This is a genomic window from Bacillus sp. ISL-34 (assembly GCF_018613325.1).
Lineage (GTDB): Bacteria > Bacillota > Bacilli > Bacillales > DSM-1321 > Peribacillus.
Genome location: NZ_JAGGQJ010000011.1, coordinates 211,838 through 234,484, shown reverse-complemented (window position 1 = coordinate 234,484; position 22,647 = coordinate 211,838). Strand labels below are relative to the sequence as shown.

28 protein-coding genes, 1 pseudogene and 1 riboswitch are annotated in these 22,647 nt (G+C 41.3%); of the genes and pseudogenes, 12 read left to right on the top strand and 17 right to left on the bottom strand.

Annotation, left to right across the window (positions count from 1 at the left end; all coding sequences use genetic code 11):
* Positions 1-1,920 (top strand): heavy metal translocating P-type ATPase, encoded by a 1,920-nt coding sequence (locus J7E52_RS11125; protein WP_214746016.1) that lies wholly within the window; start codon positions 1-3, stop codon positions 1,918-1,920.
* A gap of 220 nt (positions 1,921-2,140) precedes the next feature.
* On the opposite strand, the gene J7E52_RS11120 is transcribed toward J7E52_RS11125, so the two are convergent.
* Positions 2,141-2,980: a YihY/virulence factor BrkB family protein gene (locus tag J7E52_RS11120; RefSeq protein WP_214746015.1), complete on the bottom strand. Its 840-nt coding sequence runs from the start codon at positions 2,978-2,980 to the stop codon at positions 2,141-2,143.
* A 16-nt stretch (positions 2,981-2,996) separates the two neighbouring features.
* Positions 2,997-3,389, bottom strand: coding sequence for a YtxH domain-containing protein (locus tag J7E52_RS11115; protein WP_214746013.1), 393 nt, complete (start codon positions 3,387-3,389; stop codon positions 2,997-2,999).
* Between the two features lie 230 nt (positions 3,390-3,619).
* Between J7E52_RS11115 and J7E52_RS11110 the strand changes: the two genes are divergently transcribed.
* The 4 genes from J7E52_RS11110 (at position 3,620) to J7E52_RS11095 (ending at position 5,964) form a co-directional block, all read left to right on the top strand.
* A complete protein-coding gene (locus tag J7E52_RS11110; RefSeq protein ID WP_034305672.1) occupies positions 3,620-3,844 on the top strand; it encodes a DUF1128 domain-containing protein in 225 nt (74 codons plus the stop codon).
* A gap of 97 nt (positions 3,845-3,941) precedes the next feature.
* Entirely contained in the window at positions 3,942-5,207 is a 1,266-nt protein-coding gene (locus J7E52_RS11105; RefSeq protein ID WP_214746011.1) for a molybdopterin molybdotransferase MoeA, read from the top strand.
* A complete protein-coding gene (gene mobB, locus J7E52_RS11100) occupies positions 5,195-5,710 on the top strand; it encodes a molybdopterin-guanine dinucleotide biosynthesis protein B (protein WP_214746010.1) in 516 nt (171 codons plus the stop codon). Before J7E52_RS11105 ends, mobB begins: the two co-directional genes overlap by 13 nt.
* 11 nt (positions 5,711-5,721) lie before the next feature.
* On the top strand, positions 5,722-5,964 hold the full coding sequence (locus J7E52_RS11095) for a DUF2164 domain-containing protein (RefSeq protein WP_214746007.1): 243 nt from the start codon (positions 5,722-5,724) through the stop codon (positions 5,962-5,964).
* 41 nt (positions 5,965-6,005) lie between these two features.
* On the opposite strand, the gene map is transcribed toward J7E52_RS11095, so the two are convergent.
* The 6 genes from map to J7E52_RS11065 form a co-directional block, all read right to left on the bottom strand.
* On the bottom strand, positions 6,006-6,752 hold the full coding sequence (gene map / locus J7E52_RS11090) for a type I methionyl aminopeptidase (RefSeq protein WP_214746004.1): 747 nt from the start codon (positions 6,750-6,752) through the stop codon (positions 6,006-6,008).
* A gap of 106 nt (positions 6,753-6,858) precedes the next feature.
* Positions 6,859-7,374 carry a type 1 glutamine amidotransferase domain-containing protein gene (locus tag J7E52_RS11085; RefSeq protein ID WP_214746001.1) on the bottom strand — a complete coding sequence of 172 codons (516 nt, stop codon included), beginning with the start codon at positions 7,372-7,374 and terminating at the stop codon, positions 6,859-6,861.
* 161 nt (positions 7,375-7,535) lie between these two features.
* The gene (locus J7E52_RS11080) at positions 7,536-7,811 is read right to left on the bottom strand and encodes a late competence development ComFB family protein (protein ID WP_286197660.1); all 276 of its coding nucleotides are present in this window, start codon (positions 7,809-7,811) and stop codon (positions 7,536-7,538) included.
* A 45-nt stretch (positions 7,812-7,856) separates the two neighbouring features.
* Positions 7,857-8,612, bottom strand: a complete 756-nt coding sequence (gene motB, locus J7E52_RS11075; protein ID WP_214745998.1) for a flagellar motor protein MotB — start codon at positions 8,610-8,612, stop codon at positions 7,857-7,859.
* The gene (gene motA, locus J7E52_RS11070) at positions 8,605-9,396 is read right to left on the bottom strand and encodes a flagellar motor stator protein MotA (RefSeq protein WP_214745995.1); all 792 of its coding nucleotides are present in this window, start codon (positions 9,394-9,396) and stop codon (positions 8,605-8,607) included. The genes motB and motA overlap by 8 nt, the downstream gene beginning before the upstream one ends.
* Positions 9,397-9,885: 489 nt before the next feature.
* A complete protein-coding gene (locus tag J7E52_RS11065) occupies positions 9,886-10,983 on the bottom strand; it encodes an AbrB family transcriptional regulator (protein WP_214745993.1) in 1,098 nt (365 codons plus the stop codon).
* A gap of 84 nt (positions 10,984-11,067) precedes the next feature.
* On the opposite strand from J7E52_RS11065, the gene J7E52_RS11060 reads away from it, so the two are divergent.
* From J7E52_RS11060 to J7E52_RS11030, 7 genes are all read left to right on the top strand, one after another.
* Positions 11,068-11,274, top strand: coding sequence for a hypothetical protein (locus tag J7E52_RS11060; protein WP_214745990.1), 207 nt, complete (start codon positions 11,068-11,070; stop codon positions 11,272-11,274).
* Between the two features lie 77 nt (positions 11,275-11,351).
* On the top strand, positions 11,352-12,359 hold the full coding sequence (gene mreBH / locus J7E52_RS11055) for a rod-share determining protein MreBH (protein ID WP_214745988.1): 1,008 nt from the start codon (positions 11,352-11,354) through the stop codon (positions 12,357-12,359).
* A 242-nt stretch (positions 12,360-12,601) separates the two neighbouring features.
* Complete coding sequence (locus J7E52_RS11050; protein ID WP_063234693.1) at positions 12,602-13,165, top strand: tyrosine-type recombinase/integrase; 564 nt, start codon at positions 12,602-12,604, stop codon at positions 13,163-13,165.
* 52 nt (positions 13,166-13,217) lie between these two features.
* Entirely contained in the window at positions 13,218-13,715 is a 498-nt protein-coding gene (locus J7E52_RS11045; RefSeq protein WP_214745985.1) for a cation:proton antiporter regulatory subunit, read from the top strand.
* A gap of 6 nt (positions 13,716-13,721) precedes the next feature.
* On the top strand, positions 13,722-14,948 hold the full coding sequence (locus J7E52_RS11040) for a cation:proton antiporter (RefSeq protein ID WP_214745983.1): 1,227 nt from the start codon (positions 13,722-13,724) through the stop codon (positions 14,946-14,948).
* A 258-nt stretch (positions 14,949-15,206) separates the two neighbouring features.
* The gene (locus J7E52_RS11035) at positions 15,207-15,368 is read left to right on the top strand and encodes a hypothetical protein (protein ID WP_214745979.1); all 162 of its coding nucleotides are present in this window, start codon (positions 15,207-15,209) and stop codon (positions 15,366-15,368) included.
* 30 nt (positions 15,369-15,398) lie between these two features.
* On the top strand, positions 15,399-16,265 hold the full coding sequence (locus J7E52_RS11030; protein WP_214745976.1) for a YihY/virulence factor BrkB family protein: 867 nt from the start codon (positions 15,399-15,401) through the stop codon (positions 16,263-16,265).
* A gap of 40 nt (positions 16,266-16,305) precedes the next feature.
* Here the strand turns inward: J7E52_RS11030 and J7E52_RS11025 are convergent, their stop codons facing one another.
* The 9 genes and pseudogenes from J7E52_RS11025 to J7E52_RS10985 form a co-directional block, all read right to left on the bottom strand.
* Positions 16,306-17,472 carry a DHH family phosphoesterase gene (locus J7E52_RS11025; RefSeq protein ID WP_214745973.1) on the bottom strand — a complete coding sequence of 389 codons (1,167 nt, stop codon included), beginning with the start codon at positions 17,470-17,472 and terminating at the stop codon, positions 16,306-16,308.
* A gap of 276 nt (positions 17,473-17,748) precedes the next feature.
* Positions 17,749-18,219: a 6,7-dimethyl-8-ribityllumazine synthase gene (gene ribH / locus J7E52_RS11020; RefSeq protein ID WP_048685088.1), complete on the bottom strand. Its 471-nt coding sequence runs from the start codon at positions 18,217-18,219 to the stop codon at positions 17,749-17,751.
* Between the two features lie 80 nt (positions 18,220-18,299).
* A pseudogene (gene ribB / locus J7E52_RS11015) lies at positions 18,300-18,938 on the bottom strand (3,4-dihydroxy-2-butanone-4-phosphate synthase); the annotation flags it as partial.
* 18 nt (positions 18,939-18,956) lie between these two features.
* A complete protein-coding gene (ribE, locus tag J7E52_RS11010) occupies positions 18,957-19,595 on the bottom strand; it encodes a riboflavin synthase (RefSeq protein WP_214745970.1) in 639 nt (212 codons plus the stop codon).
* A gap of 146 nt (positions 19,596-19,741) precedes the next feature.
* Positions 19,742-19,872: riboswitch (FMN riboswitch) on the bottom strand.
* Positions 19,873-20,077: 205 nt separating this feature from the next.
* A complete protein-coding gene (locus tag J7E52_RS11005) occupies positions 20,078-20,275 on the bottom strand; it encodes a DNA-binding protein (protein WP_237752032.1) in 198 nt (65 codons plus the stop codon).
* Between the two features lie 2 nt (positions 20,276-20,277).
* Positions 20,278-20,730 (bottom strand): ArpU family phage packaging/lysis transcriptional regulator, encoded by a 453-nt coding sequence (locus tag J7E52_RS11000; RefSeq protein ID WP_034305704.1) that lies wholly within the window; start codon positions 20,728-20,730, stop codon positions 20,278-20,280.
* 56 nt (positions 20,731-20,786) lie between these two features.
* Complete coding sequence (locus J7E52_RS10995; RefSeq protein ID WP_214745967.1) at positions 20,787-21,320, bottom strand: hypothetical protein; 534 nt, start codon at positions 21,318-21,320, stop codon at positions 20,787-20,789.
* A 122-nt stretch (positions 21,321-21,442) separates the two neighbouring features.
* Complete coding sequence (locus J7E52_RS10990; RefSeq protein ID WP_214745964.1) at positions 21,443-21,901, bottom strand: Myb-like DNA-binding domain-containing protein; 459 nt, start codon at positions 21,899-21,901, stop codon at positions 21,443-21,445.
* Positions 21,902-21,923: 22 nt separating this feature from the next.
* Positions 21,924-22,226 (bottom strand): hypothetical protein, encoded by a 303-nt coding sequence (locus J7E52_RS10985; RefSeq protein WP_214745962.1) that lies wholly within the window; start codon positions 22,224-22,226, stop codon positions 21,924-21,926.
* Positions 22,227-22,647: the final 421 nt, after the last annotated feature.

Below are 22,647 nucleotides of genomic sequence, written 5' to 3'. Positions count from 1 at the left end.
ATGACTACAGATACTAAACATTTAACCCAACCGGCTACATGCAAAACCACTTGGTTGGAAAAAGCAAAACCTCATCTAGAACTTATTGCTGCATTATTCAGCGGTTTATTAATAGTTTTGGGCTGGGCCCTTTCAAAAAACGGAATGGAGTCCACTTCCATCGTCATATACGTAGCCTCTTTCTTGATTGGCGGATATGCCAAGGCAAAAGAAGGCATAGAAGATACGATTGCCGACCGGGAATTGAACGTTGAAATGCTGATGATTTTTGCGGCCATCGGTTCTGCGGTCATCGGATACTGGACGGAAGGTGCCATATTGATTTTCATCTTCGCTTTAAGCGGTGCCCTTGAGACATACACGATGAATAAAAGCCATAAGGAAATCTCGGCACTTATGGACTTACAGCCTGAGGAAGCGCTGCGCATCACGAACGGATATGAAGAAACCGTATCCGTTTCACAGCTGCAAGTCGGGGATCTCATTTTAGTGAAACCAGGTGAGAGAGTTCCTTCAGATGGAAAAATCACGGACGGCCGTACCAATATCGATGAAGCCGCCATCACTGGCGAATCCATACCGGTAAGCAAATCATTGGATGATGAAGTATTTGCCGGAACGGTTAATCTCCGTGGTACGATTACCGTGGAAATCACCAAACCAGCAAGTGAAACATTATTTCAAAAAATAATCACTCTCGTTCAATCCGCCCAAAGTGAAAAGTCCCCTTCCCAGCTGTTCATTGAACGGTTTGAAGGGACTTATGTAAAAGTGGTATTGACGGTTGTCGGCTTGATGATGTTCGTACCCCATTTCGTATTGGGGTGGAGCTGGACCGAAACATTCTACAGAGCTATGATCCTGCTCGTTGTCGCTTCTCCTTGTGCCCTTGTGGCCTCTATTATGCCAGCTACACTTTCTGCCATTTCAAATGGTGCTCGTCATGGGATTTTATTCAAAGGCGGCATCCATCTTGAGAATCTAGGTAACCTGCAGGCAATTGCTTTAGATAAAACCGGTACATTGACAAAAGGAAAACCAGAGGTAACGGATGTCATTATCCGCGAAGATTTAAACGAAGATGATTTCTTATTTCATATTGCATCTGTTGAAAATTACTCAAACCACCCTTTGGCAACATCGATTGTACGTTATGCCAAAACGAAATTGAAAAGAGACATCATTAAACCGGATAACATGGAAGATATCTCAGGTAATGGGGTTCAAGCTTACATCAATGGCGTGCTTTGGAAAGTCGGAAAAGCTGATTTCGTCGGTCGCAGTGAAGCAGAACGATTCCAAAATGGCATTGCACTGACATTTGCTGAACAAGGTAAGACAATCGTTTATGCAAAGGATGATCAAGGGATTGCCGGTATACTCACTTTGAAGGATGTCGTGCGTGAAGAAACCGTTACAGCCATCGAAGCATTGAGAAATGAAGGCATCCATACCGTCATGCTGACAGGCGATGGTGAAAAAACGGCAAAAGCGATTGCCTCGGAAAGCCATATTGATGCATATATTGCCGAATGCCTGCCTGAAACGAAAGTGACTGAAGTGAAAAGGCTGAAAGAACATTTTGGCACTGTAGCAATGGTTGGGGATGGCATCAATGATGCACCTGCACTAGCAACAGCATCTGTTGGAATTGCAATGGGTGAAGGCACGGATGTTGCCTTGGAGACAGCGGATGTTGTTCTGATGAAGAACGACCTGCCGCGCATCGCGGAAGCAGTCAAATTATCCAAAAAGATGAACCGGATCATCAAACAAAACGTCATCTTCTCAATTTCGGTCATCATGATCCTGATCGCATCCAATTTCCTTCAATTCCTTGACCTTCCATATGGCGTCATTGGCCATGAAGGAAGCACAATTCTCGTTATACTGAACAGCTTAAGACTATTGAGAAACTAAACATGAAAAAGGAGCCCTCCAAGGCTCCCTTTTTTCATTTAGTGATATCCGTTCTTACCGTTTGCAGAACCTGATGTTTTATGTTTCGAACTTTTTTTCCCTTTTTGCTTTGTGCTGCCATCCTTTTTACTCATGAATGAACTCCTCCTCTTTAAAAGTTGTCATTTCTTGAATAGTATCCGCAGCATGATATTCCGCTATTACGGGAACTCAAGGAAGCTCATTCACATTCTGGCTTTTCCTTTTCACTAATTAGCGCATTTATTTCCCCGCCCAGTATGATGATCAGTCCCGATAAATAAAACCAGACCATTAATACGATGATCCCTCCAAGACTTCCATATGTTGCGGAATAATTAGTGAAGTTCTCCACATAAAAAGAAAACAAAAAGGAAGCGAGACTCCATCCAGCGGTAGCAAAGATAGCACCAGGCAGTACGGTTATGCATTTCAGCTTAATATTGGGCGCAATCCAATAAAGGATGGTGAACACAATTAAAAATACAAGCGTACTGATCACCCAGCGAAGCTGGTTCCAAATCGTAAGAAACTCATCGGATTGTCCAATTTCGGCAAATAGGAATACTCCGATCTGTTTTCCGAATACCGGCAGCAATAAAACGACAATAAAAACAAAAATCATCGCTAAAGTGAGAAGAATCGACATTCCCCGGGAAATAAAGAAAGTTCGACTTTCTTTTACACCATATGCATGGTTAAATGCTTTAATGATTGCATTCATCCCATTCGATGCCGACCATATCGTTCCGATGACACCAAACGACAATAGCGTCCCATTCGCTTCCATCACTTCCGATAGGTTGGCCTCAATGATCTTCATCGAATCGTCAGGCGCATAAGTACGGACGGTATTTAAAATATCTTCTTGTGAAAATGGCAGATAGGCCAATAAAGTGAATAAAAAAATAAGTAACGGAAACAGGGAAAGTAAGAAGAAATAAGACAGTTGTGCGGCAAGCCCCGTCACATCATCGATCTGTAACCGTTTTATGAAAGTCTTGAAGAATGAGCCTTTCAGCCATTCTTTTTTATTGGCCATACCTCCACCCCATTTTCTAATTTAAGGAAATTTGTTCATGGTGACTTGAAGACGGCTCTTCTTGCTCTGCAGCAAAAACTTCTTTCGTCTCCATCACCACTTGGGCAACTTGCGATGGAATATCTTTCATTTCCTCAACCTTTTGGGAAATGAAAGATACATCATCGGAAATTTTTTCAACAGTGGAACGGACCTTTGATGATGTTTCACGTACTTGTGTAAGCACCCTATTGGGATTCTTCACGAATTCCTTCATATTACTCATGCAGCTTTTGCTGTTTTCCAATACAGAATAACGCGTTTCCTTGTCAAAAAGGCTTATCGCAGCCCCAGCTAACGCCCCAATAAAGACCGCTTGCATAAATTTACTTTTCTTGGCACACTTATATTCTTCTCGAATGTTGCTCATATATTCTCCTCCTCTTCATATATTAGTTGATGGATAATGGTAGCTATCTCCATTATACAATGTTTAAAAAAGTTTTTTCCTATCTTTTCCCAAACTCTCTCACTTTAAAACGTGGAGATGACCAAGAATCTCGGGGATCAAGCTTGTTTTCCACCCGAATATTCATTGACTTCCAGCGATAATCATGCAAAGATGAAAATAATTTAGGAACGTATGAAAGGATGAGGGAAATGGATTTAACGCAAAACACAGCCGAAAGTGTCGAGTTTATGATCGAAGCAATTAAGGATAAATTAAAAGTGATGAACTTCGGTGCAATCAAATCGACCCATTTTGATATCGAAATGTACGAAGAGCTGCACGATATTTATACAATGGTGATGAAAAAAACGAATTTCAGTGTCCGTGAAATGGAAGCGATCGCTGAAGAACTTGGAAGACTGCGTAATAAGTAACATTCAAATCCTCCCATACCGGTGAGGATTTTTTTCATTTTTAAAATAATTCTGCTACATTTGATATAGGAATTGAAAACCGATAGGAGTTGTAAGCATGGTAGAAAGAAGAACGCCCATCAGTATTGCCGAAGCAGTGGAAAAAGTGATGAAGCATAAATTAGTAGGACACGTGGAACTGATTCCCCTCGAGGAAAGCCAAGACCGTTTTTTGGCTCAAGATATTGTAGCTACAAATGATGTTCCGCATTTTAACCGCTCGCCATATGATGGATTCGCCCTCAGGTCCAAGGACACGGCAGAAGGTTCCATAAATAACCCTCTTGTGTTTGAAGTGGTTGAAGAGTTGGCTGCGGGTATGGTATCGTCTATCCCTGTACAAAAAAATCAAGTGGCGAGAATCATGACTGGAGCTCAGATGCCAGCTGAGTGTGATGCAGTAATCATGCTTGAGCTCACGAAGGAATTCGAAAAGGATGGAAAGAAGTACATATCATTTAAACGCTCACTTAAGGAGGGCGAAAACGTTTCTTTTCAAGGAGAGGATGCAAAGAAAGGCGATGTTCTTGTAAAAAAAGGAACAGCGATCAATCCAGGGATCATCGGCTTACTGGCAACATTCGGTTATGCCGAAGTGCCAGTTGCCAAGAAGCCTGCCGTCGGATTATTCGCTACGGGTTCAGAACTTCTTGATGTTAACGAACCGTTGCAGCCCGGGAAAATCCGCAACAGCAATTCACATGCCATCTCCGCCCAAATTCGGAGGGCCGGAGGAGAAGTCCGTTTTTATGGAAAGCTTAAGGACGAATTCGAATTAAGCTACGAAGCCATTTCAACTGCCTTGGAGGAAGTGGATTTGCTCATTACAACAGGAGGAGTTTCTGTCGGTGATTTTGACCTCCTCCCGGATATTTATCAAAAAATCGGCGCTGAAGTCTTATTCAACAAAGTGGCCATGCGCCCCGGCAGCGTGACGACCGTAGCGGTATATAATAACAAATTTTTATTCGGTTTATCCGGCAATCCATCCGCCAGTTATGTCGGCTTTGAACTATTCGCAAGACCGATCATCCGCACCATGCTGTTTTCGGAACATCCGCATTTACGAAAAGAGACGGCCCAATTGGCAGAGGACTTCTTAAAGCCCAATCCATTCTCACGTCTGCTTCGGACCCGATTATTTTACGAATCCGGTCAGTTGAAGGTAATTCCTAGCGGTGTGGATAAATCCAATATTACAACAAGTTTGGCAGGTGCCAATTCACTGACCGTCTTACCTGGAGGGACCCGTGGTTTCCAAACGGGAGATTTCGTGGACATCCTGCTCCTCGATGACCAGGAAGGATGCAAATGGCCTTGGTGAAGCCCTTTATTTTTCAGTTGGTTGGCTACCAAAATAGAGGAAAAACGACCTTCATAACGAATATTATCAAAAAGCTTCGCGAAGCAAAATTAGAGACAGCCGTTTTAAAACATCATGGACATGGCGGAAAACCAGATGTCACAGGTATAAAGGATTCCACTAAACACTTTCAGGCTGGGGCGGCCGCTTCACTTGTTGAAGGTGATGGAACAATCGAACTGCTCGGCAATTTGAAGGGGGAAGCCCCTATCACTGAGCTGATTCAATTACTGTGTCTATTTCTCCCTGATGTGATTTTAATTGAAGGTTATAAGCAAGAGGACTTTCCTAAGGTCATTTTAATCAAGGAAGAAAGTGACCTCCTGTTATTGGAAAAGCTTACTAATGTCAAAGCAGCCGTGGCTTGGCCCGAATGTCTGGAACGAACCAGGAATCATGCTTCAGTACCCGTCTTCCCTTTGAATTCGGATTCATTCATAACATGGTTTTTAGAACAAATATGAAGGAGGGCGCAATGTTCATTCAATTTCCCATAGAAAAACGCCGCAAGATGATCGAAAGTATCCAAGAATATGTGTATCAGGAACATGGCAAGGAAATCGGTGAAATCGCTGCTGAAAATCACCTGCAGTTCATTTTCGAAAATATTGCTCCCTTTATTTATAATGAAGGTATCAAAGATGCTAAAAAAGTCATTGAGGACAGATTAGTAAATATCGAAGAAGATTTGTATTCCTTGGAACGACCAATTGATTAAAATGGAAAAACAGCATCTTAATCGATGCTGTTTTTTCATGTTCATTGTTCGGTCAGAATAAGCGGACCGTCTTTCGTAATGGCAATCGTATGCTCATATTGAGCCGAGTATTTCCCATCTGCAGTGGATGCCGTCCATCCATTCGGATCCCGGCTTGCTTTATATGTACCTACGTTTACCATTGGCTCGATGGTGAATACCATGCCTTCCTTAAGACGCGGACCTTTATTCGGCAGTCCATAATGCGGAACCTGCGGCTCTTCATGAATGACACTTCCTATCCCATGTCCGATGAAATCACGAACGACCGAGAAGCCTTCCGCTTCGACATATGTTTGTATGGCATGACCAATATCTCCAATCCGATTGCCTTCCACACATACTTCAATAGCCTTATATAAAGATTCCTTCGTCACATGCACTAAATGTTCGGTTTCCTTTGAAACCTTACCGACCGTATACGTCCAGGCAGAGTCAGCAAGGGCCCCGTTATAATTGACAACCATATCAATCGTTACGATATCTCCATTTTTCAAAGGGGTCTTACGAGGGAAACCATGACAGATTTCTTCATTTATGCTGGCACATGTCGCATACTCATACCCTTTGTAACCCTTTTGTTCCGGCTTCGCACCATGTTTTTTTAAGAATCCTTCAACAAATTCTTCTATTTCCCATGTTGTCACACCAGGAACAATCAACTTAGCAATCTCCCTATGACAAGCTGCCAAAATTTTACCCGATTCATGCATCGCTTGAATTTCACGTGCAGATTTTAATACGATCAATCGTGACACTTCCTTTTTTATTCGTCTCTCCTTTTATTTTACTGCAAAGATGGAAGTATATGAATCCTTTAAAATGAAAAACCCCGGCAGCTGCCGGGATTTTTCATTATTTCAATAGATTGAGCGATTCCCGGTTAAATGCCGGAAGATCTTCAGGTGTCCTGCTGGTTACAAGCTGGTTGCCGCAAACAACAACCTCCTTGTCCAAATATGTGGCACCTGCATACTCCATATCGACTTTAATGGATGTATATCCTGTTGCGTGACGTCCTTCAAGTGTTTTGGCCGTTATCAGCAACTGCGGTCCATGACAGATCGCAAATACAGGTTTTTTATCATCCATGAACGATTTGGCAAAAGATACGAAGCGTTCGTCAGCACGCAGCTGATCAGGCGAGAACCCACCGGGGATGAATAATGCATCGAAATTTTCTGGTTTCACCGAGTCGATGCTTTCATCAATCTCGACTTCCACCTCCCCTTGTTTCCCTTTAACAGTTTTCCCTTTTATCATTTCAATCGTCGTTACCGTATGGCCGGCTTCTTCAAATGCCTTTGCCGGTTCAATATACTCCGAGTCCTCAAACATATTCGTTACTACACATGCGATTTTTTTACCCATAATAATTCATCTCCTCAATTTTTGATCGAATGAACCTACTTTGCACTTTATTTATGTTCCCTCTGCCACCATAAATAAAACACATAATTAATGTTAGTCCCTTTTGTTAAGAGTATTTCTGGCTGTCCACCTTTTTAATATCTGCCTTTTCCCAAAGCAAATCAATGTTTAGGATACTCGCCAACAACGTGTATCGCATTGATGATTCTTTTATTGATCCATTTCCTGTTTTCTTCTGTATTCAAATTTCCGAATATCGTTTTCCGCCCTTCTTCAGTGGTTACATAGTAATTAGGCAGGTTATTCAATGATAATGTGATGATGTCATTTTTACATTTACTGCACGAACAAAATGTTTGATATTCCATACCTGACATTAAAACCTGCACCCATGTCACAACGATCTCTTCCATCACATTTGTATATTCTCTTTCCATATAATCTCCTTAAAAAAGAAAAACCCGTCCATTCCTGACAGGTTTTCACTCATTTATCGCTGTCCGTGGCACAATTAGGATTTCAACTCTCCGGTTTTTCGCCCTTCCTTTTTTCGTTTCATTGGAAGCAACCGGCTTGAATTCCCCATGTCCTTTTGCACTGAACATTTCGGGATCCAACTCTTTATTTTCGAGGAGAAGTTTCATAAAATTCACGGATCGCATCACGCTCAAATCCCAGTTGGATTCATACTGGTGATTTTTTATTGGAATATTATCGGTATGTCCGCTTACAATAATGTTTCTGGGTAAGTCCATGACAAGCAAATCCGAGATTTCCTTAGCGATTTTTCGGTTTTCACTTCTCACCTCAGCCACACCCGATTCGAACAGCACGTTTTCCCTAATTGAAATCAACATCCCTTCATCCGTAAGGTTCGTTCCCAATTTATCCGTTAAATCATTCTTTTCGATGTAGGCATTTACACGCTCCTGGACTTCCGTAAGTTCTTCTTGCTCGTTTTTCCCTAGCTTCTCAAGATCTTCTGCACCTGTTCTTTGTTCTGGTGACGTCGGCTCATTGCTGGGGGAATCACTTGGGAATTCCATAAAACCCGTTCCGCTTGTAAAAACCTGGTTAAATACATTGGACAACTGCTGGAACCTTACTGCATCAACCGAACTTGAAGCAAACAAGACGATAAAAAGCGCGAGAAGCAATGTTAAGATATCGGCATAGGGAACCAACCATGATTCATCGATATGCTCTTCATGCCTTTGTTTCTTTTTCCGCCTAGCCATCTTCTCTCACATCGCCTTCTAACCACTTTTTACGATCTCCAGCAGGCAAATATGATGTTAATTTCTGTTCAATCGTTCTTGGCGCTTCCCCTTCGATGATCGATAAAATACCTTCTATCATCATTTCTTTGATACGGACTTCCTGCTGCGATTTCCGTTTGAGCTTATTGGCAAATGGATGCCATAACACATACCCCGTGTAAATCCCCATCAAGGTTGCGACGAACGCGGCAGATATGGCATGTCCCAATGCCTCCGTGTCGGCCATATTACCCAATGCAGCAATCAGCCCGATTACCGCACCCAATACACCAAGCGTCGGAGCGTATGTACCGGCTTGACTGAAAATCGCTGCCGCGCTTAGATGACGTTCTTCCATCGCATCTATTTCCTCTGCTAAAATATCACGAATATAATCGGCACTCTGACCTTCCACTGCAAGATTCAAGCCATTTTTCAAAAAGGTATTATCCACTTGATCCGAAATACTTTCCAATGCCAATAAGCCTTCTTTCCTGGCAATGACCGCCCATTCCGAAAAGGTTTTTATTAAATCTTCAGGCTTTGTCAATTTTTGTTCAAAGAATAAAATCTTGAATATTCTTGGCAGTCTTTTTAATTCCGACAAAGGGAAAGCCGTTACGACAGCAGCTATCGTCCCTACAATAATGATTAAAATAGCCGCCGGGTTAATCAGCGCCGTTACACTAACGCCTTTCAACACCATTCCGACCAAGATGGCCACAATACCCAGAACTACGCCCAAAACTGATGTTATATCCATAATACTCACCCATTCATTTAAAGTCTCGTCTCCTCCTTATATCGGATGAAGTTCAAAAAAAGTGAGGATTATTTTACTATTCGATTTCAATTTTCATTAAATCATCACAAAATCTACCAACTTTATTGCCTAGATGAGCTTAATCAACAGCACATTTCAATGGTTCGGGTACATTATTATTTCGAGAATGGAATCACCAGCCTGTTATGTACGAAACTTTCTCAAAACGTCTGGAATATGCGCATTTACTCGTGAGTTTTGCAATTTTACTCGTGAGTTTCGCACTTTTACTCGTGAATTTTGCATTTTACTAGTGAGTTGCGGTTTACTCGTGAGTTTTGCACTTTTACTCGTGAGTTTTGAGCTTTTACTCGTGAGTTTTGCACTTTTACTCGTGAGTTTTGCACTTTTACTCGTGAGTTTTGCACTTTTACTCGTGAGTTACGGTTTACTCGTGAATTCCGCTTAACGCCAAAAGGACAAAGCCTGTCAGCTTTGTCCCTGTTCTTGTTTCCCCTGGTTTCTTCCAACCAGCCATTTTATGATTGGTGATAGAAAAAATAAAATGAATAAGATCCTGAATAAATGAAAGCTTGTGACAACGGATAAATCCACATGTACAGACATGGCTGTGACTGCCATTTCGGCGACGCCGCCTGGCGCCATGCTCAAAAATAATTCGTTCGGCTGCAAAGATAGGATCGGGGCAAACTGAACGGAAAGATAATAGCAAAATCCAATCAATAGGACATTACTGACGAATACGGCCCCGAACATCTTTCTGAAAAGTCGGGGATTATCAACCTTCAGTGTGTAGCCTAAATGTGCGCCGATCAACAATTGCGATAAGTTCAACCAAAAGTCAGGAATCTGCGGGGCACCTGGGCCTGCTAAATTGAATAGTGCTGCAGCCATAAGAGGTCCTAGCAAAAAAGGCAGCGGAAAATTCGCTTTCTTTGTGATGAAGATGAATATCAGCAAGGTTACCAACATCATGATGGCTAATTTCCCATCATATTCAAATAAGAAAAACGGCCGCTCCGATACGGCCATTACCGCACCTGATCCAACTGACATTATATGGGTCACGATCCAAGGAACAATGGATATCACCAGGATGACCCGAAGTGTTTGCATGAAACCTACAACCGTTTCATCACTATCCTTCATTTCCTCACTTAAGACCACCATCTGGGAAAGGCCTCCCGGAAAACTTCCAAGCATGGATGTGCCCAATGATAAGTTCATTCGCTTTCCGACAAACCAGCCAGTCAGCACTGTAAATGAAATGATTGCAATTGTCGTAAAAAGCATAACTGGCAGATATTCAATCATCTCATTTAACGATTGTTTCGTGAATGAACTGCCCAGTTGTAAACCTAGAATGACCAATCCCGTACTTCTAAAGGTTTTAGACCAAAACAAGTACTTCCTTAACTTCACTTTCGCAATCATCACGACGAATAATGGTCCAAGCATCCATGGCAGGTATATTCCAAGGCTATCAAACGCATAACCACCCAGGAAAGCTAGAAAAGCTGTAAAGATGACTCTAAAACTCTTACTCTCGATTAAATTTGCACTCACAAAATTACCTTCTTTATTTAAGCGGATTTTCATCTTTATCTTAACATAAAATAAGCATTCTCGACTGAAGCGAGGAGCGCAGTGGTGAAATATACTAAAAACGCACCATATGATGGGTCAATATTTTCCAACATCCAGCTAACGTTTTACCATAGGCAGAGCGTTGGTGCAATTTACCATTCCAATGTCAGGATGGATATTGGCGGGCTTGCCATAGTCTGTTCATGTTTATATTTCATCATGTTTTCGCTCAATGAAAAGGAACAGCTCGGGACTTCCACTATTTACTAGATTTCCCACCCCCACAAATTCGCTATAAAAGGTAGAATGAGTATATAGGGGTCAAACTCTTATGGAGGGGTGACTAGATGTTATCAAATACAGAAATAGGCATTGACTTAGGAACTGCAAATACGCTAGTTTACAGTAAAAATAAAGGAATCGTATTTAATGAGCCATCTGTGGTGGCCATTGATATAGAGACTAATAAAGTATTGGCAGTCGGTGTGGATGCAAAAAACATGATTGGGAAAACACCTGGAAATATTGTGGCAATCCGTCCGCTTAAGGATGGTGTCATTGCGGATTTTGATGTGACCGCGCAAATGCTTCGGGAAATCATGAAAAAAGCAAGTAAGGCCCTAGGATTATCGATTCGCAAACCTAGTGTAGTGGTCTGTACACCTTCAGGTTCCACATCAGTTGAGAGAAGGGCCATTCAGGATGCAGTCAAAAGCTGCGGAGCGAAACAGGTACACCTTATCGAGGAACCAGTAGCAGCAGCAATTGGTGCAGGTCTGCCTGTCGAAGAGCCCGTTGCCAATGTCATCGTTGATATCGGCGGCGGTACGACTGAGGTCGCAATCATCTCTTATGGAGGCGTCGTTTCTTGCAATTCAATCAGAATTGGCGGAGATCAATTGGATGAAGATATCAGCCAATATGTTAGAAAAAAACATAATGTGCTGATTGGGGAAAGAACAGCCGAGGAAATAAAAAAAGAAATCGGCTACGCACTCGTTGAACATTCCGCGATCACCATGGAAGTCAGGGGCCGCGATCTTGTAACGGGTCTTCCAAAGCCCATTACAATATCATCCACTGACGTCCAGGAAGCCATCCAGGAATCGCTTCTTCATATACTGGAAGCAATCAGGGCCACTTTGGAAGATTGTCCTCCTGAATTGAGCGGGGATATCGTCGACCAAGGTGTCATCTTATCCGGCGGGGGTGCACTTCTCAACGGGGTACAAGAATGGCTGACGAATGAAATCGTCGTCCCAGTCCAACTTGCAGATAACCCGCTTGAATCAGTTGCCATCGGAACCGGGCTTTCACTTGAGGTCATTCACAAATTACAAAAAGCCGTATACTAAAAATTGAGGAAACCCCAACTTGGGGTTTCTTTTTTTTATCATTCCAGGGCCTTCCCCCATTAGCAAACACCATTTTCCACGTTAAATAACTACCCTGAAATATTTTACCTCGTTTGAGTAGAGAATAAGGAAAAGGTTTTTTTACTGTTTGGATAGGAATCACCTGCACGACTAAATGTATGCAATGTTACATAACTCATGTTATAATGTAATTATGTTACATTGGCAAGAGGAGAAGATCTATGGAATATGTAGAAGCCTTTAAGGATATCAATCAAATCAGCAAGATAAAAACATACTTACGCGCTCACTCCAGTCGGGATTATTTATTGTTTGTACTCGGGATCAATACAGGTATGAAGATAAATGAAATGCTCGAAATCACCGTCGCCAGCGTTCTGGATGAAACGGGCAAAATCAAGGAGTTCTATGAGCAACGGACGGAAAATGACGAAGTCAACCAAATTTATTTGAATCTGAAAGTCCGTACCGCCTTACAAGAATACCTTAAAGGCTCGAAGGTTATCGAAGGTCAATTTTTATTTCTTTCCCCAAAGACAAAAAAGCCGATCACACGTCAACAGGCGCACCGAATCATCCATGATGCTGTGGAAGGTGCAGGGCTGACAGGCAAATTCGGAGCAAGTTCGATGCGTAAAACTTTTGGCTACCATGCCTATAAACAAGGAGTGTCACTGGCCTTGATACAGAAGCATTACCATCATTCCAGTCCATCGGAGACATTAAAATACATCGGCATATCCAAGGAGAAGAAATTCAAGACGAATATTGACGTTAACTTATAAACATTCTGCTATCTTCTATTAACTCTAACCAACATTTTAAGGAGGAATTCCAGTGAGAATTAGAGAAAGTGAACTTCCTGGTATTGGCCAAAAATTCGAAATCATAACGAGAAATGATGAAAAATTAGTAATCGTCATTCATGATGACGGCCGTCGGGAATTATACCATTTTGATAATGAACATGAGGACGTCATATCGAGCATCACCCTTAACGATCAGGAATCCCGGCAACTGGCTTCCATCATAGGCGGCATGGTTTATAAACCACAAGCACTTGAAACGATTGAAATGTCATTGGGTGACTTGGTGATTGAATGGTTCAAAGTCGAACCAGGTTCAAAGGCCATCAATCAAACGATCGGTTCGATTGATATCAGGAGCAATTATAACGTGACCGTCATCGCCCATTCTAAAAAAGGAAAAAAACAACTGAATAATCCTGGTCCAGACTCCATCATCGAAACAGGCGACACCCTTGTGATATCCGGTGAAAGAAAAGATATCCGTAACCTGACAAGAGAATTATTGACTGACGAAAGGAGTGACTAAGCTCATATGGACCATTTAGTCTTTGAAGTGGGAACTGCCCTACTTCTAGTGGCATTAGCCGCTCTCGTAGCAGGTAAATTCAAAATATCAAATGTACCACTATTAATTATCATCGGTATGCTCGTTGGTCCCCATGCCCCGAACTTCGGAATAATTGACCTGCGTTTCATTGAAAGTGATGAAATCATAGCATTCCTCGGTCGTGTCGGTATTTTATTCCTTCTGTTTTACCTAGGGCTTGAATTTTCCGTCAAAAAGCTTATGAAGTCCGGGAAAAATATCGTGACAGGCGGAACCTATTACATTTTAATCAACGTGGGAATGGCCTTGCTGTACGGTTTCCTGCTCGGTCTTCCATTGAAAGAGGTTCTGATATTAACCGGAATCATCAGTTTTTCTTCAAGTGCCATTGTGGCAAAGGTGCTTGTGGACCTTAAAAGGACCGGTAACAATGAAACGGAGCTAATCCTTGGCATCATCATGTTTGAAGATATCTTCCTCGCTGTTTATTTATCAGTCGTATCTGGATTGGTATTAAGCTCTTCTGGTTCCGTTTGGGGAACATTACTTTCTACATTTATCGCGATTGGGTATATGCTGATATTTTTCGTTATCGCCCGGAAAGCATCTGGGGTCCTCAACAAATTATTCAATATATCCTCCGATGAGATTTTTATCATCGTCGTGTTCGCATTACTATTCTTCATTGCCGGTTTCTCGGAAACGATTCATGTTGCGGAAGCCATTGGTGCATTACTGCTCGGCCTAGTCTTTTCTGAAACGGAACATAGCGACAGGATCGAGAAACTTGTCATTCCCTTCAGAGACTTCTTCGGGGCCATATTTTTCTTCAGCTTTGGCTTGAGTATCGATCCGACGACCCTTGGCGGAGCTGTCTGGATGGTTCTTGGAGCAGTCATCATCACCATAATCGGTAACTTCGCAGCTGGTATGATTGCCGGACGCAAATCCGGTTTATCTCACAGAGCTTCTGCAAACATCGGCTTAACGATCGTTTCACGCGGCGAATTCTCCATCATTTTAGCCAACTTAGGCATTGCAGGCGGTTTAATGCCTATACTAACCCCGTTTGCGGCACTTTATGTTTTAACCTTAGCGATTCTTGGGCCGATCCTTACAAAAGAATCCAAACACATCTATAATATCCTAAATAAAGTATTCAAATGGACCCCTCCGAAAGTTCAAAAGGAACAGGGAAAAGAAGTGCAATAGAGAAAAACGGCCAGACAGCAATGTCTGGCCGTTTTTCTGTTTACTTTAATAAATCACTTGAATAGCTATTATACTTGTTATAAAGGGGCATAAAATCATACCTAGCAGTAGTGTTGGCATTATTGATAGGCTTGAAGTATCAACGCAATTATTAGTCGCGAACCTTTCTAGATTAAAGGATACTTGCTGTACGAATCTTCAATCCTGATTCACATTCCCCGACTTCTGCAAAACTTATCCAAAAAGGGGCATTGGAAAATGAATTGGCTAAGATTGGTCATCCTTGGCTTGCCATTTCTATACCTCTCCACCATTCAGGATTATCATTGTCATAAGCATTTACAAGCGTGCGGTTCAGAGATTTCAATTTCTTTTCTTTTGAGGGTTAACTTACATGAACAGAGGGAAAAGAAGCAATAACCTAAGTAACTATTCAGGAGTGATGCTCAGATGAATAAGTCGATAAACTTTTCAAAGAAACTGATTAAAGAAATAAAGGAAGATCGTGTGACAGGGCTGGCAGCAGAACAAGCTTATTACTATTTACTGGCACTATTCCCTTTGCTCATTTTACTGCTTTCCTTATTACCTTATCTGAACATCGATATTCAGACAGCCCTGGACACGATAAGAACCTTCATGCCTGCGGAAACGATGGAAGTCATCGAGAAAAATATCATCAACATATTGTCTGAGCGGAACGGCGGCTTACTGACTTTTGGTTTCCTTGGCACCATATGGTCAGCATCCAATGGAATGAATGCGTTCATCCATTCCATGAATATCGCCTATGATGTTGAAGAAACAAGGAATTTCATTAAAGCCCGCTTCATTTCCATTGTATTGACATTAGGCCTTGTCGTAGCATTCATCGTCATGTTGGGTCTCCCCGTCTTTGGAAAAGTGATACTCGATTTATTACAGCAAGTCATTCCGATCCCTGAGGAAACGCAAATATTATTCAGCTTATTACGGTGGGTCATCGCGGTTGTCGTCATCTCACTTGTCCTGGCCTTTTTATATCGCTTTGCACCGAATAAAAGTTTTCCCATTAAACATGTCATCCCCGGGGCAGTGACCGCAACTGTACTTTGGCTGGGAATATCACTTGGATTTTCATTCTATGTCAGCAACTTTGCCAACTATTCTTCCACTTATGGCAGTTTAGGAGGCGTCATCATCTTGATGCTATGGCTGTATTTGAGTGGTCTGATTTTTGTGATCGGCGGAGAAATCAATGCAATTCTTCATCGCCAAAACTCCATTCCAAAAAAACCGTCCCGCACGATCGTCCATCCTGTCCCGCTTAAAAGGTAAAAAAAAAGCGTCTGTCCCATTCGGACAGACGCTTTCCTATTCATCCCTTATTGACAAACTCTTCATATCTTTCATCATGGGCCAGCCATGCCGCGTATTTCCGCTTCATGTATTTTTCCGCTTCCGCAAATGTATCGAATGTTTTTTTCTGTTGTTTTCCGTTGATTTCAACAATCCATTGCTCTTCTTCATCTTCATAGATGAATATGTCCTGTTTGTCTCTCGTTGAATATAGGCAACCCTCTGGGGATTCTTTTACATTCAATTGATTCTTATGTGCGTCTCGTTTAAGGGGCTCGGCAAAGAAGGTCTTTTCGACATATTGGCTATATGCCTTTTCGGACATGGTACAACCCGCCGCTTTTTGGTGGCCGCCCCCATCGTACTTGCCAGCAACTTCAGAAACATCAATATCGTCATGGATTGTCCGGAAGCTGATTCTTTTACTTCCAACCATCAGGATGGCTATATAATCCAGATGCGAGAACTCTTTCGACAGTTCATTACCCAATTCTGAGTGGTATGACTCTGCATGGACCACACCAGCTGTATAGGGACCGACAGTAGCCTGATAGACTTCTCTTTTTTTCCTGTTTATGTACCGTTCTACCCGACTCTCTTCAACATTAAGAAGGGTTTGCTCCACTTCGTCAAAAGTAAAACTTTCAGCCTTCGACAGCTTATTTGCGATTTTCATTTCGAATTCCTCAATCGGAATCATGAAAAACAGGTCATTCAATCGTTTTGCCGTTGTATTTTTATTGACTTCCCATTCCCAAGTATCGTATTGTCGGACTAATTCAACGAATTCAGCGACAATGCTTGAAGGTTCCAGCAATTTATTTTCAACTGCATACTGATAGAATAATGATGTCGCTGCCGTCTGTTTACCATCTTCCTGTTCGACAGTTACAGATGCCCAATCATGTTCGTTCAAATGCAGTGCTGACTTATGATGATCTATCAGCAGCGCTTTGCCTCCATCTTCCACAAACTGAGTAATCATTTTTTCGTTATCTTCATCAACCGATAGATCAGTAACGATCAATGTATCTTCAATCTTGGCCTGCTCAAGAAATGCTCCTACATTCTGATTAAGGCGGCCAATTGAATTATAACTAACCACTACTTCTTCTCCGAATGCCAGCTTAGCTACAATGCCGCAGCCGACTCCATCTAAATCATTATGTGTAAAGAGATGGTACACACAAACCCCTCCTAATAACTAATAAAATTACTTTTCCCTAAAGTCATGAATTTCAATTGCAATCTTTACAATTGTAGCATAATCATATCCGCATATTTTATCATGCTTCCACTACGTGATGCTTTTGTTCGTTTTTTTTTTGAAAATTCCCTAATGATTCTTTATTTTCCATAATTTATACCGGTATATAGGAAAACACATTACTTTGAAATCGAGGTATCAAATCATCAAAAAAAGCCGCAGGAATGTTATTCCCTGCGGCTTCCTTATGTGAAATCACTGTTCTATTAATTTTCCAAGGTTGGCCATTTCAATGGCACTAACCGCAGCTTCATAGCCTTTGTTACCTGATTTTGTTCCTGCACGTTCAATGGCTTGTTCAATATTCTCAGTTGTCAGCAAACCGAAGATAACCGGTACACCTGTTTCCAAGGAAACGGAAGCCATGCCTTTAGCTGCTTCATTGCAGACATAATCATAATGTGAAGTGGCACCCCTGATTACCGTTCCAAGACCGATCACCGCATCATATTTACCTGTATTCACAAGTTTCTTAGCAATTAACGGTAGTTCAAAAGCACCCGGGACCCACGCGATGTCAACATCATTCTCATCAACGCCATGACGCTTAAGGCCATCCAATGCCCCTCCTAAAAGCTTGCTTGTGATAAACTCATTAAATCTTCCTACCACGATCCCGACTTTCAATCCTGATCCAATTAATTGTGCTTCAATAGTTTTCCCCATGTCCAATTCCTCCTAATTTTTAAAAAAAATATAATTTTTTTGTTCTGTTAAAATGTAATTACTTAAAATCCTCAAGCTTTCGGGATGTTCAGTTCAAGTTCCTGTTTCCCGATTGTATCATTTTGTTGAAGATACCGAATCAAATCGGCTATCGTAATGAATTTCAGATTGAATTTATCAGCGATGACTTCCAAATCGGATACGCGGGCCATCGATCCATCTTCATTCATGATCTCACAAATGACACCAGCTGGAGCGGCACCGCATAACTTCGCCAAGTCCACCGATGCCTCCGTATGTCCTGCCCTTCTTAATACGCCGCCTTCTTTTGCGACTATCGGAAAAGTGTGACCAGGCCGTTGGAAATCTTCAGCGACCGAATCTTCATTAAGAAGCTCAAGGATGGTCAAGGACCTTTCAAAAGCACTGATACCTGTAGAGGTGCTTTTATGATCGACACTTACCGTAAAAGCTGTGCCATGATGATCGGTATTTTCTCCTACCATAGGATGCAGTTTCAATTTCGCCGCCAGTTCTTCAGTGATGGTTGTACAAATCAAACCACGTCCATGAGTCGCCATGAAATTAATCGCTTCCGGTGTCGCCTTTTCGGCCAGCACTACAAAATCCCCTTCATTTTCACGGTCTTCATCATCGGATACGATTACTACCTTGCCAGCCTTCAAATCTTCTATCGCTTCTTCTATTGTATGGAACATCATTACACCGCCCTTTTATTAGAATCCATGCTCTGCCAAAAACTCTAAATTCAGTCCTGGTTTTGGATTGCCATTTTTCATTTGATGTATTATATATTTCCCTATCATGTCGTTTTCGATGTTAACGATATCACCAGCCGCTTTTTGTCCCAATATGGTGTCCTGATGAGTCAATGGAATCAGTGATACAGTCAATAGGTTCCTTTCGATCCCAAATATCGTCAAGCTCGTTCCATCAATGGCCACGGATCCTTTTGGAATGCAAAAGGAACTGAGCCCCTCTTCCAATTGGATTACATAATATACGGCATTTTCTTTCCGTTCTTTTTTTATGATCGTTCCGGTTCCGTCGATATGACCTGAAACAAAATGACCGCCAAACCTTCCCTGTGCACTCATGGCTCGTTCGAGATTCACAGGTGATCCCAATTTCAATGTCCGGATCGAGGAAGCTTTGACCGTTTCCGGCATCACGTCGACCGTAAACAAACTTTTCGTGAAGGACGTTACCGTTAAGCAGACCCCGTTGACTGAAATACTATCCCCCAGATGAACATCTTCAAGGATTTTTTCAGAACGAATCGATAGCTCCATACTGCTTCTTCCTTTTTTCATGGAATGTACGGTACCGATATCCTCAATGATTCCCGTAAACATGTTTTTCCCCCTTTTATAAAATATAAAAAACCCCTCAGGATGACCTAAGGAGTTAGCAGGAGAAATGAGTGAAAAAAATTGTATACCTAAAAAGCCCAATATTTTCATTTTTGAAAAATTAGGCGTACGTATACACTTGGGTTCCACACGTCCTTCTCCCATCCAGACTTTACTGTCGGCTTTGGAATCTCACCAAATCCTGCCTTTAACAGGCTCGCGGGCTTAGAATTTCTTCATCACCGCCGGTTGGGATTTTCACCCGACCCCGAAGGACACTATCAACACATCACTGTGCTTTCTAGTATTATGTTGTTATTCAAAAGCCTATGTAATAGGGTTTTTACGGTTATGATATTCATCGGAATGTTTTGTAGTTCTGTTGAATATTGCTCATTCCTACCAAGTATCCTACCAAAAACCTACCACTGATTTCGCTTTTAACTAAAGACATATTACCATGACAAAATAAAAAGAACAAGGAATCAATCTCCTTGCTCTTCTCCGTCAAGCCATTTAAAAAATGTAACCTTAGAAACTTTATATATTCTCCCGATCTTGATTACATGAAAAGGAGGGTTTTTAAATAATTCATATGTTTGGCTCCTTCCTATGCACAATATATCCTGAACGTGCTTCGGTTCAAGTGCTTCTGGCAGGTTATCCCTATTTATTGCAACCAACCTTATTCCCCCCTTCTAATTATTACAGCTATATTTAAATTGAGGGCAAGCTTGTAAAAAGCTTTCCACCGAATTTTTGTATACGTTCCTTCTGAAATGCTTGGTTGGAACTTAAAACAATACACATTATAATCCGTCAGATAGTCCGATTCCTCTTGCATGTATCTTTCTTCAATCAGAAACCTTTCCTTCTTAGGCAAACGGCTAACAGCACGTTCTAAACGATCACAGTAATTTTTCCTGTATGCCTGTTGATCAGCATTATAAATGGCAATGTTCCCAGTCTGGTCTCCGGTCTGATTTGTAGGACCATGATATCTTACTTCAGCGCTTGCAGTGACTGATGCTTCTCTTTCTTCAAACATTAAGTATTTATACAACCTATATTTCTCCAGCGCTTCTTCGACAGCTTTCTGGGTACCTTTTCTGTCCAATTCCGGTAATTCAAAACTCATTGTCTTCCCCCATTTTCCTAAGAGGTTCCCCAGGCCGAAGCCCAGGGTCAAACAGATTATTCTAATGAATCATCATCACTAAGGTTTACCTTAGCAAACGGATCATCGTTATCTTCATCTTCTTTTTTGTCAGGTTCATCTTGAACCTCACTATTTTCCTCCTGGTCCATATCGTCCAAGGTCATCTGGTTTGGTGAAACATTCGCGGTACCATCTTTATCAATCTTGTACTCAATACCTTCATGATCATCTTCCTCATAGAAATCATCTACAGACATTTGTGACGGCTCCATAAACAATGTGACGCTTCTTCCAGCGTGTGGGTAAAGCTTGATTACTTTGTCATCTGAATCACCTTTAATATTAAATTTGAGGGTAGTCTTCTTAGAATCCTTCTGTACAGATACAAATTCTGCATTGAATGTTCCAGCATTACTTTCCTCAACATTTAGGATTACGATGGATCCAGCTAAACCGACAAGCTCCTGAGTGTTTGGCAGCTCATTACCTTGTACATGAAACTCCAGCACTTCCTTTTTGTCATCCTTTTGCATTTTCTTAAATAGAACGTTCAATGTAGTTTTAGTCATAATCATTCTCCTTTTAATTTTAATATCGTTTTACGGCTTCGTATAGGTTTATTACGAGGTCGTAATTATTTTTGCATACATTTACCCTTTAAGAAGACAAAACGCTTCTATGGGCTTTTAAATCAGTATTCCAACATCCCTTTTTTTCTCATGTGATATAACTTACAGCTAACCTGATTTTTAGTTCGTCCGAGCTTATTAGCTAAGTCTTTATATAAGCCTTTTTGAGGTCCAAACTCGTCTAAATAATCCCGAATGATTTGTTCTTCTTGGATAGTCCAGGCTCCATCAATCAATCGCGTCTCATTTTTCTTTAATCGATGTATTTGCCGGGAAACTGATTTAGAAGTTCTGCCTAATTTGGCTGCCACAGCATAAATCATTAATTCGCCTGTTATACAACGTTTCAGCAATCCCAATTCTTCTTCCGACCACCCACGTCTTTTCGATTCTTTAAAAGGAGTAATGTATTTAGTTGTAGCTACATTATCTCCACAGTTTGGACAGTAAGCTATTTTCCTAGGTCCTAATTTACCATGTGTTTCAAAAACCAAAACACAATCATTACAAATGTACTTCAAGCAAGCCCCCTCCTATATAGCTTTATTTTCTGTTAAATTTATACTGATGTAACTTCTTCATAACTTCTTTATGCTTTTTTAATAACTCAGAATGAGCCCTTTTTAGATCCTCATGAGTCTGAACATGCACCGATAACCTAGCAGCCTTTGAATTTGCTACACTGTAATTAGTATTGATTTTCTTAATGGTTTCTTTCTGGCGTTTAACCTTATTCGCTGTTTGGATGTATGACTTTTGAATTTCATTAAGCAAAGGTCCTAACCGTTTTGTTCTAACCGTTTTTTGGTTCTCTACAATTTCTTTAAGCTCGGCTAGTTCTTTCATGAATCGGCTCCTTTCTAGTCTATAAAATTGTGACTTTACTTCTTGTCCTATGTGTAACTAATTTTAATCATGGGCAATATGATATTAGGGCAAGGCGTTTTAGTTATATACCACACCTTCACCAGTGGGCCTTGCTCCCCCAATCTAAAAAAATAATTGTGTGGTGATGAAAATGCCTAATTTCTTTAAAGAACTTCTTTTGAACGTTTTAGTTCAAACGATAGTTATCATCATTGAAATTATTGCACATTCATTTATTTAATCAGTTAAGATTAGATGAATGCTTGGTCCAATTCTTAAAAAGTTGGATTCAAGCCACACACAAGTAAAATTATATAATCTTCCTAACAACCCCTAACATCTAATTCCCCTCAATAAAATTAGTCGATATATAAATCAAGGAACTGTTTGTTCGTACTGT

Excerpts from the sequence above, each read along its gene's own strand:
- motA (WP_214745995.1), bottom strand. The coding sequence starts at position 9,396 with ATGGATATAACATCAGTTTTGGGCGTAGTTCTGGGTATTGTGGCCATC.
- J7E52_RS11110 (WP_034305672.1), top strand. The coding sequence starts at position 3,620 with ATGGATTTAACGCAAAACACAGCCGAAAGTGTCGAGTTTATGATCGAA.
- mreBH (WP_214745988.1), top strand. The coding sequence starts at position 11,352 with ATGTTATCAAATACAGAAATAGGCATTGACTTAGGAACTGCAAATACG.
- J7E52_RS11080 (WP_286197660.1), bottom strand. The coding sequence starts at position 7,811 with ATGGAAAGAGAATATACAAATGTGATGGAAGAGATCGTTGTGACATGG.
- J7E52_RS10995 (WP_214745967.1), bottom strand. The coding sequence starts at position 21,320 with ATGACTAAAACTACATTGAACGTTCTATTTAAGAAAATGCAAAAGGAT.
- J7E52_RS11115 (WP_214746013.1), bottom strand. The coding sequence starts at position 3,389 with ATGAGCAACATTCGAGAAGAATATAAGTGTGCCAAGAAAAGTAAATTT.
- J7E52_RS11030 (WP_214745976.1), top strand. The coding sequence starts at position 15,399 with ATGAATAAGTCGATAAACTTTTCAAAGAAACTGATTAAAGAAATAAAG.
- mobB (WP_214746010.1), top strand. The coding sequence starts at position 5,195 with ATGGCCTTGGTGAAGCCCTTTATTTTTCAGTTGGTTGGCTACCAAAAT.
- ribH (WP_048685088.1), bottom strand. The coding sequence starts at position 18,219 with ATGGGGAAAACTATTGAAGCACAATTAATTGGATCAGGATTGAAAGTC.
- J7E52_RS10985 (WP_214745962.1), bottom strand. The coding sequence starts at position 22,226 with ATGAAAGAACTAGCCGAGCTTAAAGAAATTGTAGAGAACCAAAAAACG.
- J7E52_RS11125 (WP_214746016.1), top strand. The coding sequence starts at position 1 with ATGACTACAGATACTAAACATTTAACCCAACCGGCTACATGCAAAACC.
- ribE (WP_214745970.1), bottom strand. The coding sequence starts at position 19,595 with ATGTTTACGGGAATCATTGAGGATATCGGTACCGTACATTCCATGAAA.
- J7E52_RS11085 (WP_214746001.1), bottom strand. The coding sequence starts at position 7,374 with ATGGGTAAAAAAATCGCATGTGTAGTAACGAATATGTTTGAGGACTCG.
- J7E52_RS11040 (WP_214745983.1), top strand. The coding sequence starts at position 13,722 with ATGGACCATTTAGTCTTTGAAGTGGGAACTGCCCTACTTCTAGTGGCA.
- J7E52_RS11095 (WP_214746007.1), top strand. The coding sequence starts at position 5,722 with ATGTTCATTCAATTTCCCATAGAAAAACGCCGCAAGATGATCGAAAGT.
- J7E52_RS11105 (WP_214746011.1), top strand. The coding sequence starts at position 3,942 with ATGGTAGAAAGAAGAACGCCCATCAGTATTGCCGAAGCAGTGGAAAAA.
- motB (WP_214745998.1), bottom strand. The coding sequence starts at position 8,612 with ATGGCTAGGCGGAAAAAGAAACAAAGGCATGAAGAGCATATCGATGAA.
- J7E52_RS11035 (WP_214745979.1), top strand. The coding sequence starts at position 15,207 with ATGAATTGGCTAAGATTGGTCATCCTTGGCTTGCCATTTCTATACCTC.
- J7E52_RS11000 (WP_034305704.1), bottom strand. The coding sequence starts at position 20,730 with ATGAGTTTTGAATTACCGGAATTGGACAGAAAAGGTACCCAGAAAGCT.
- J7E52_RS11120 (WP_214746015.1), bottom strand. The coding sequence starts at position 2,980 with ATGGCCAATAAAAAAGAATGGCTGAAAGGCTCATTCTTCAAGACTTTC.
- J7E52_RS11050 (WP_063234693.1), top strand. The coding sequence starts at position 12,602 with ATGGAATATGTAGAAGCCTTTAAGGATATCAATCAAATCAGCAAGATA.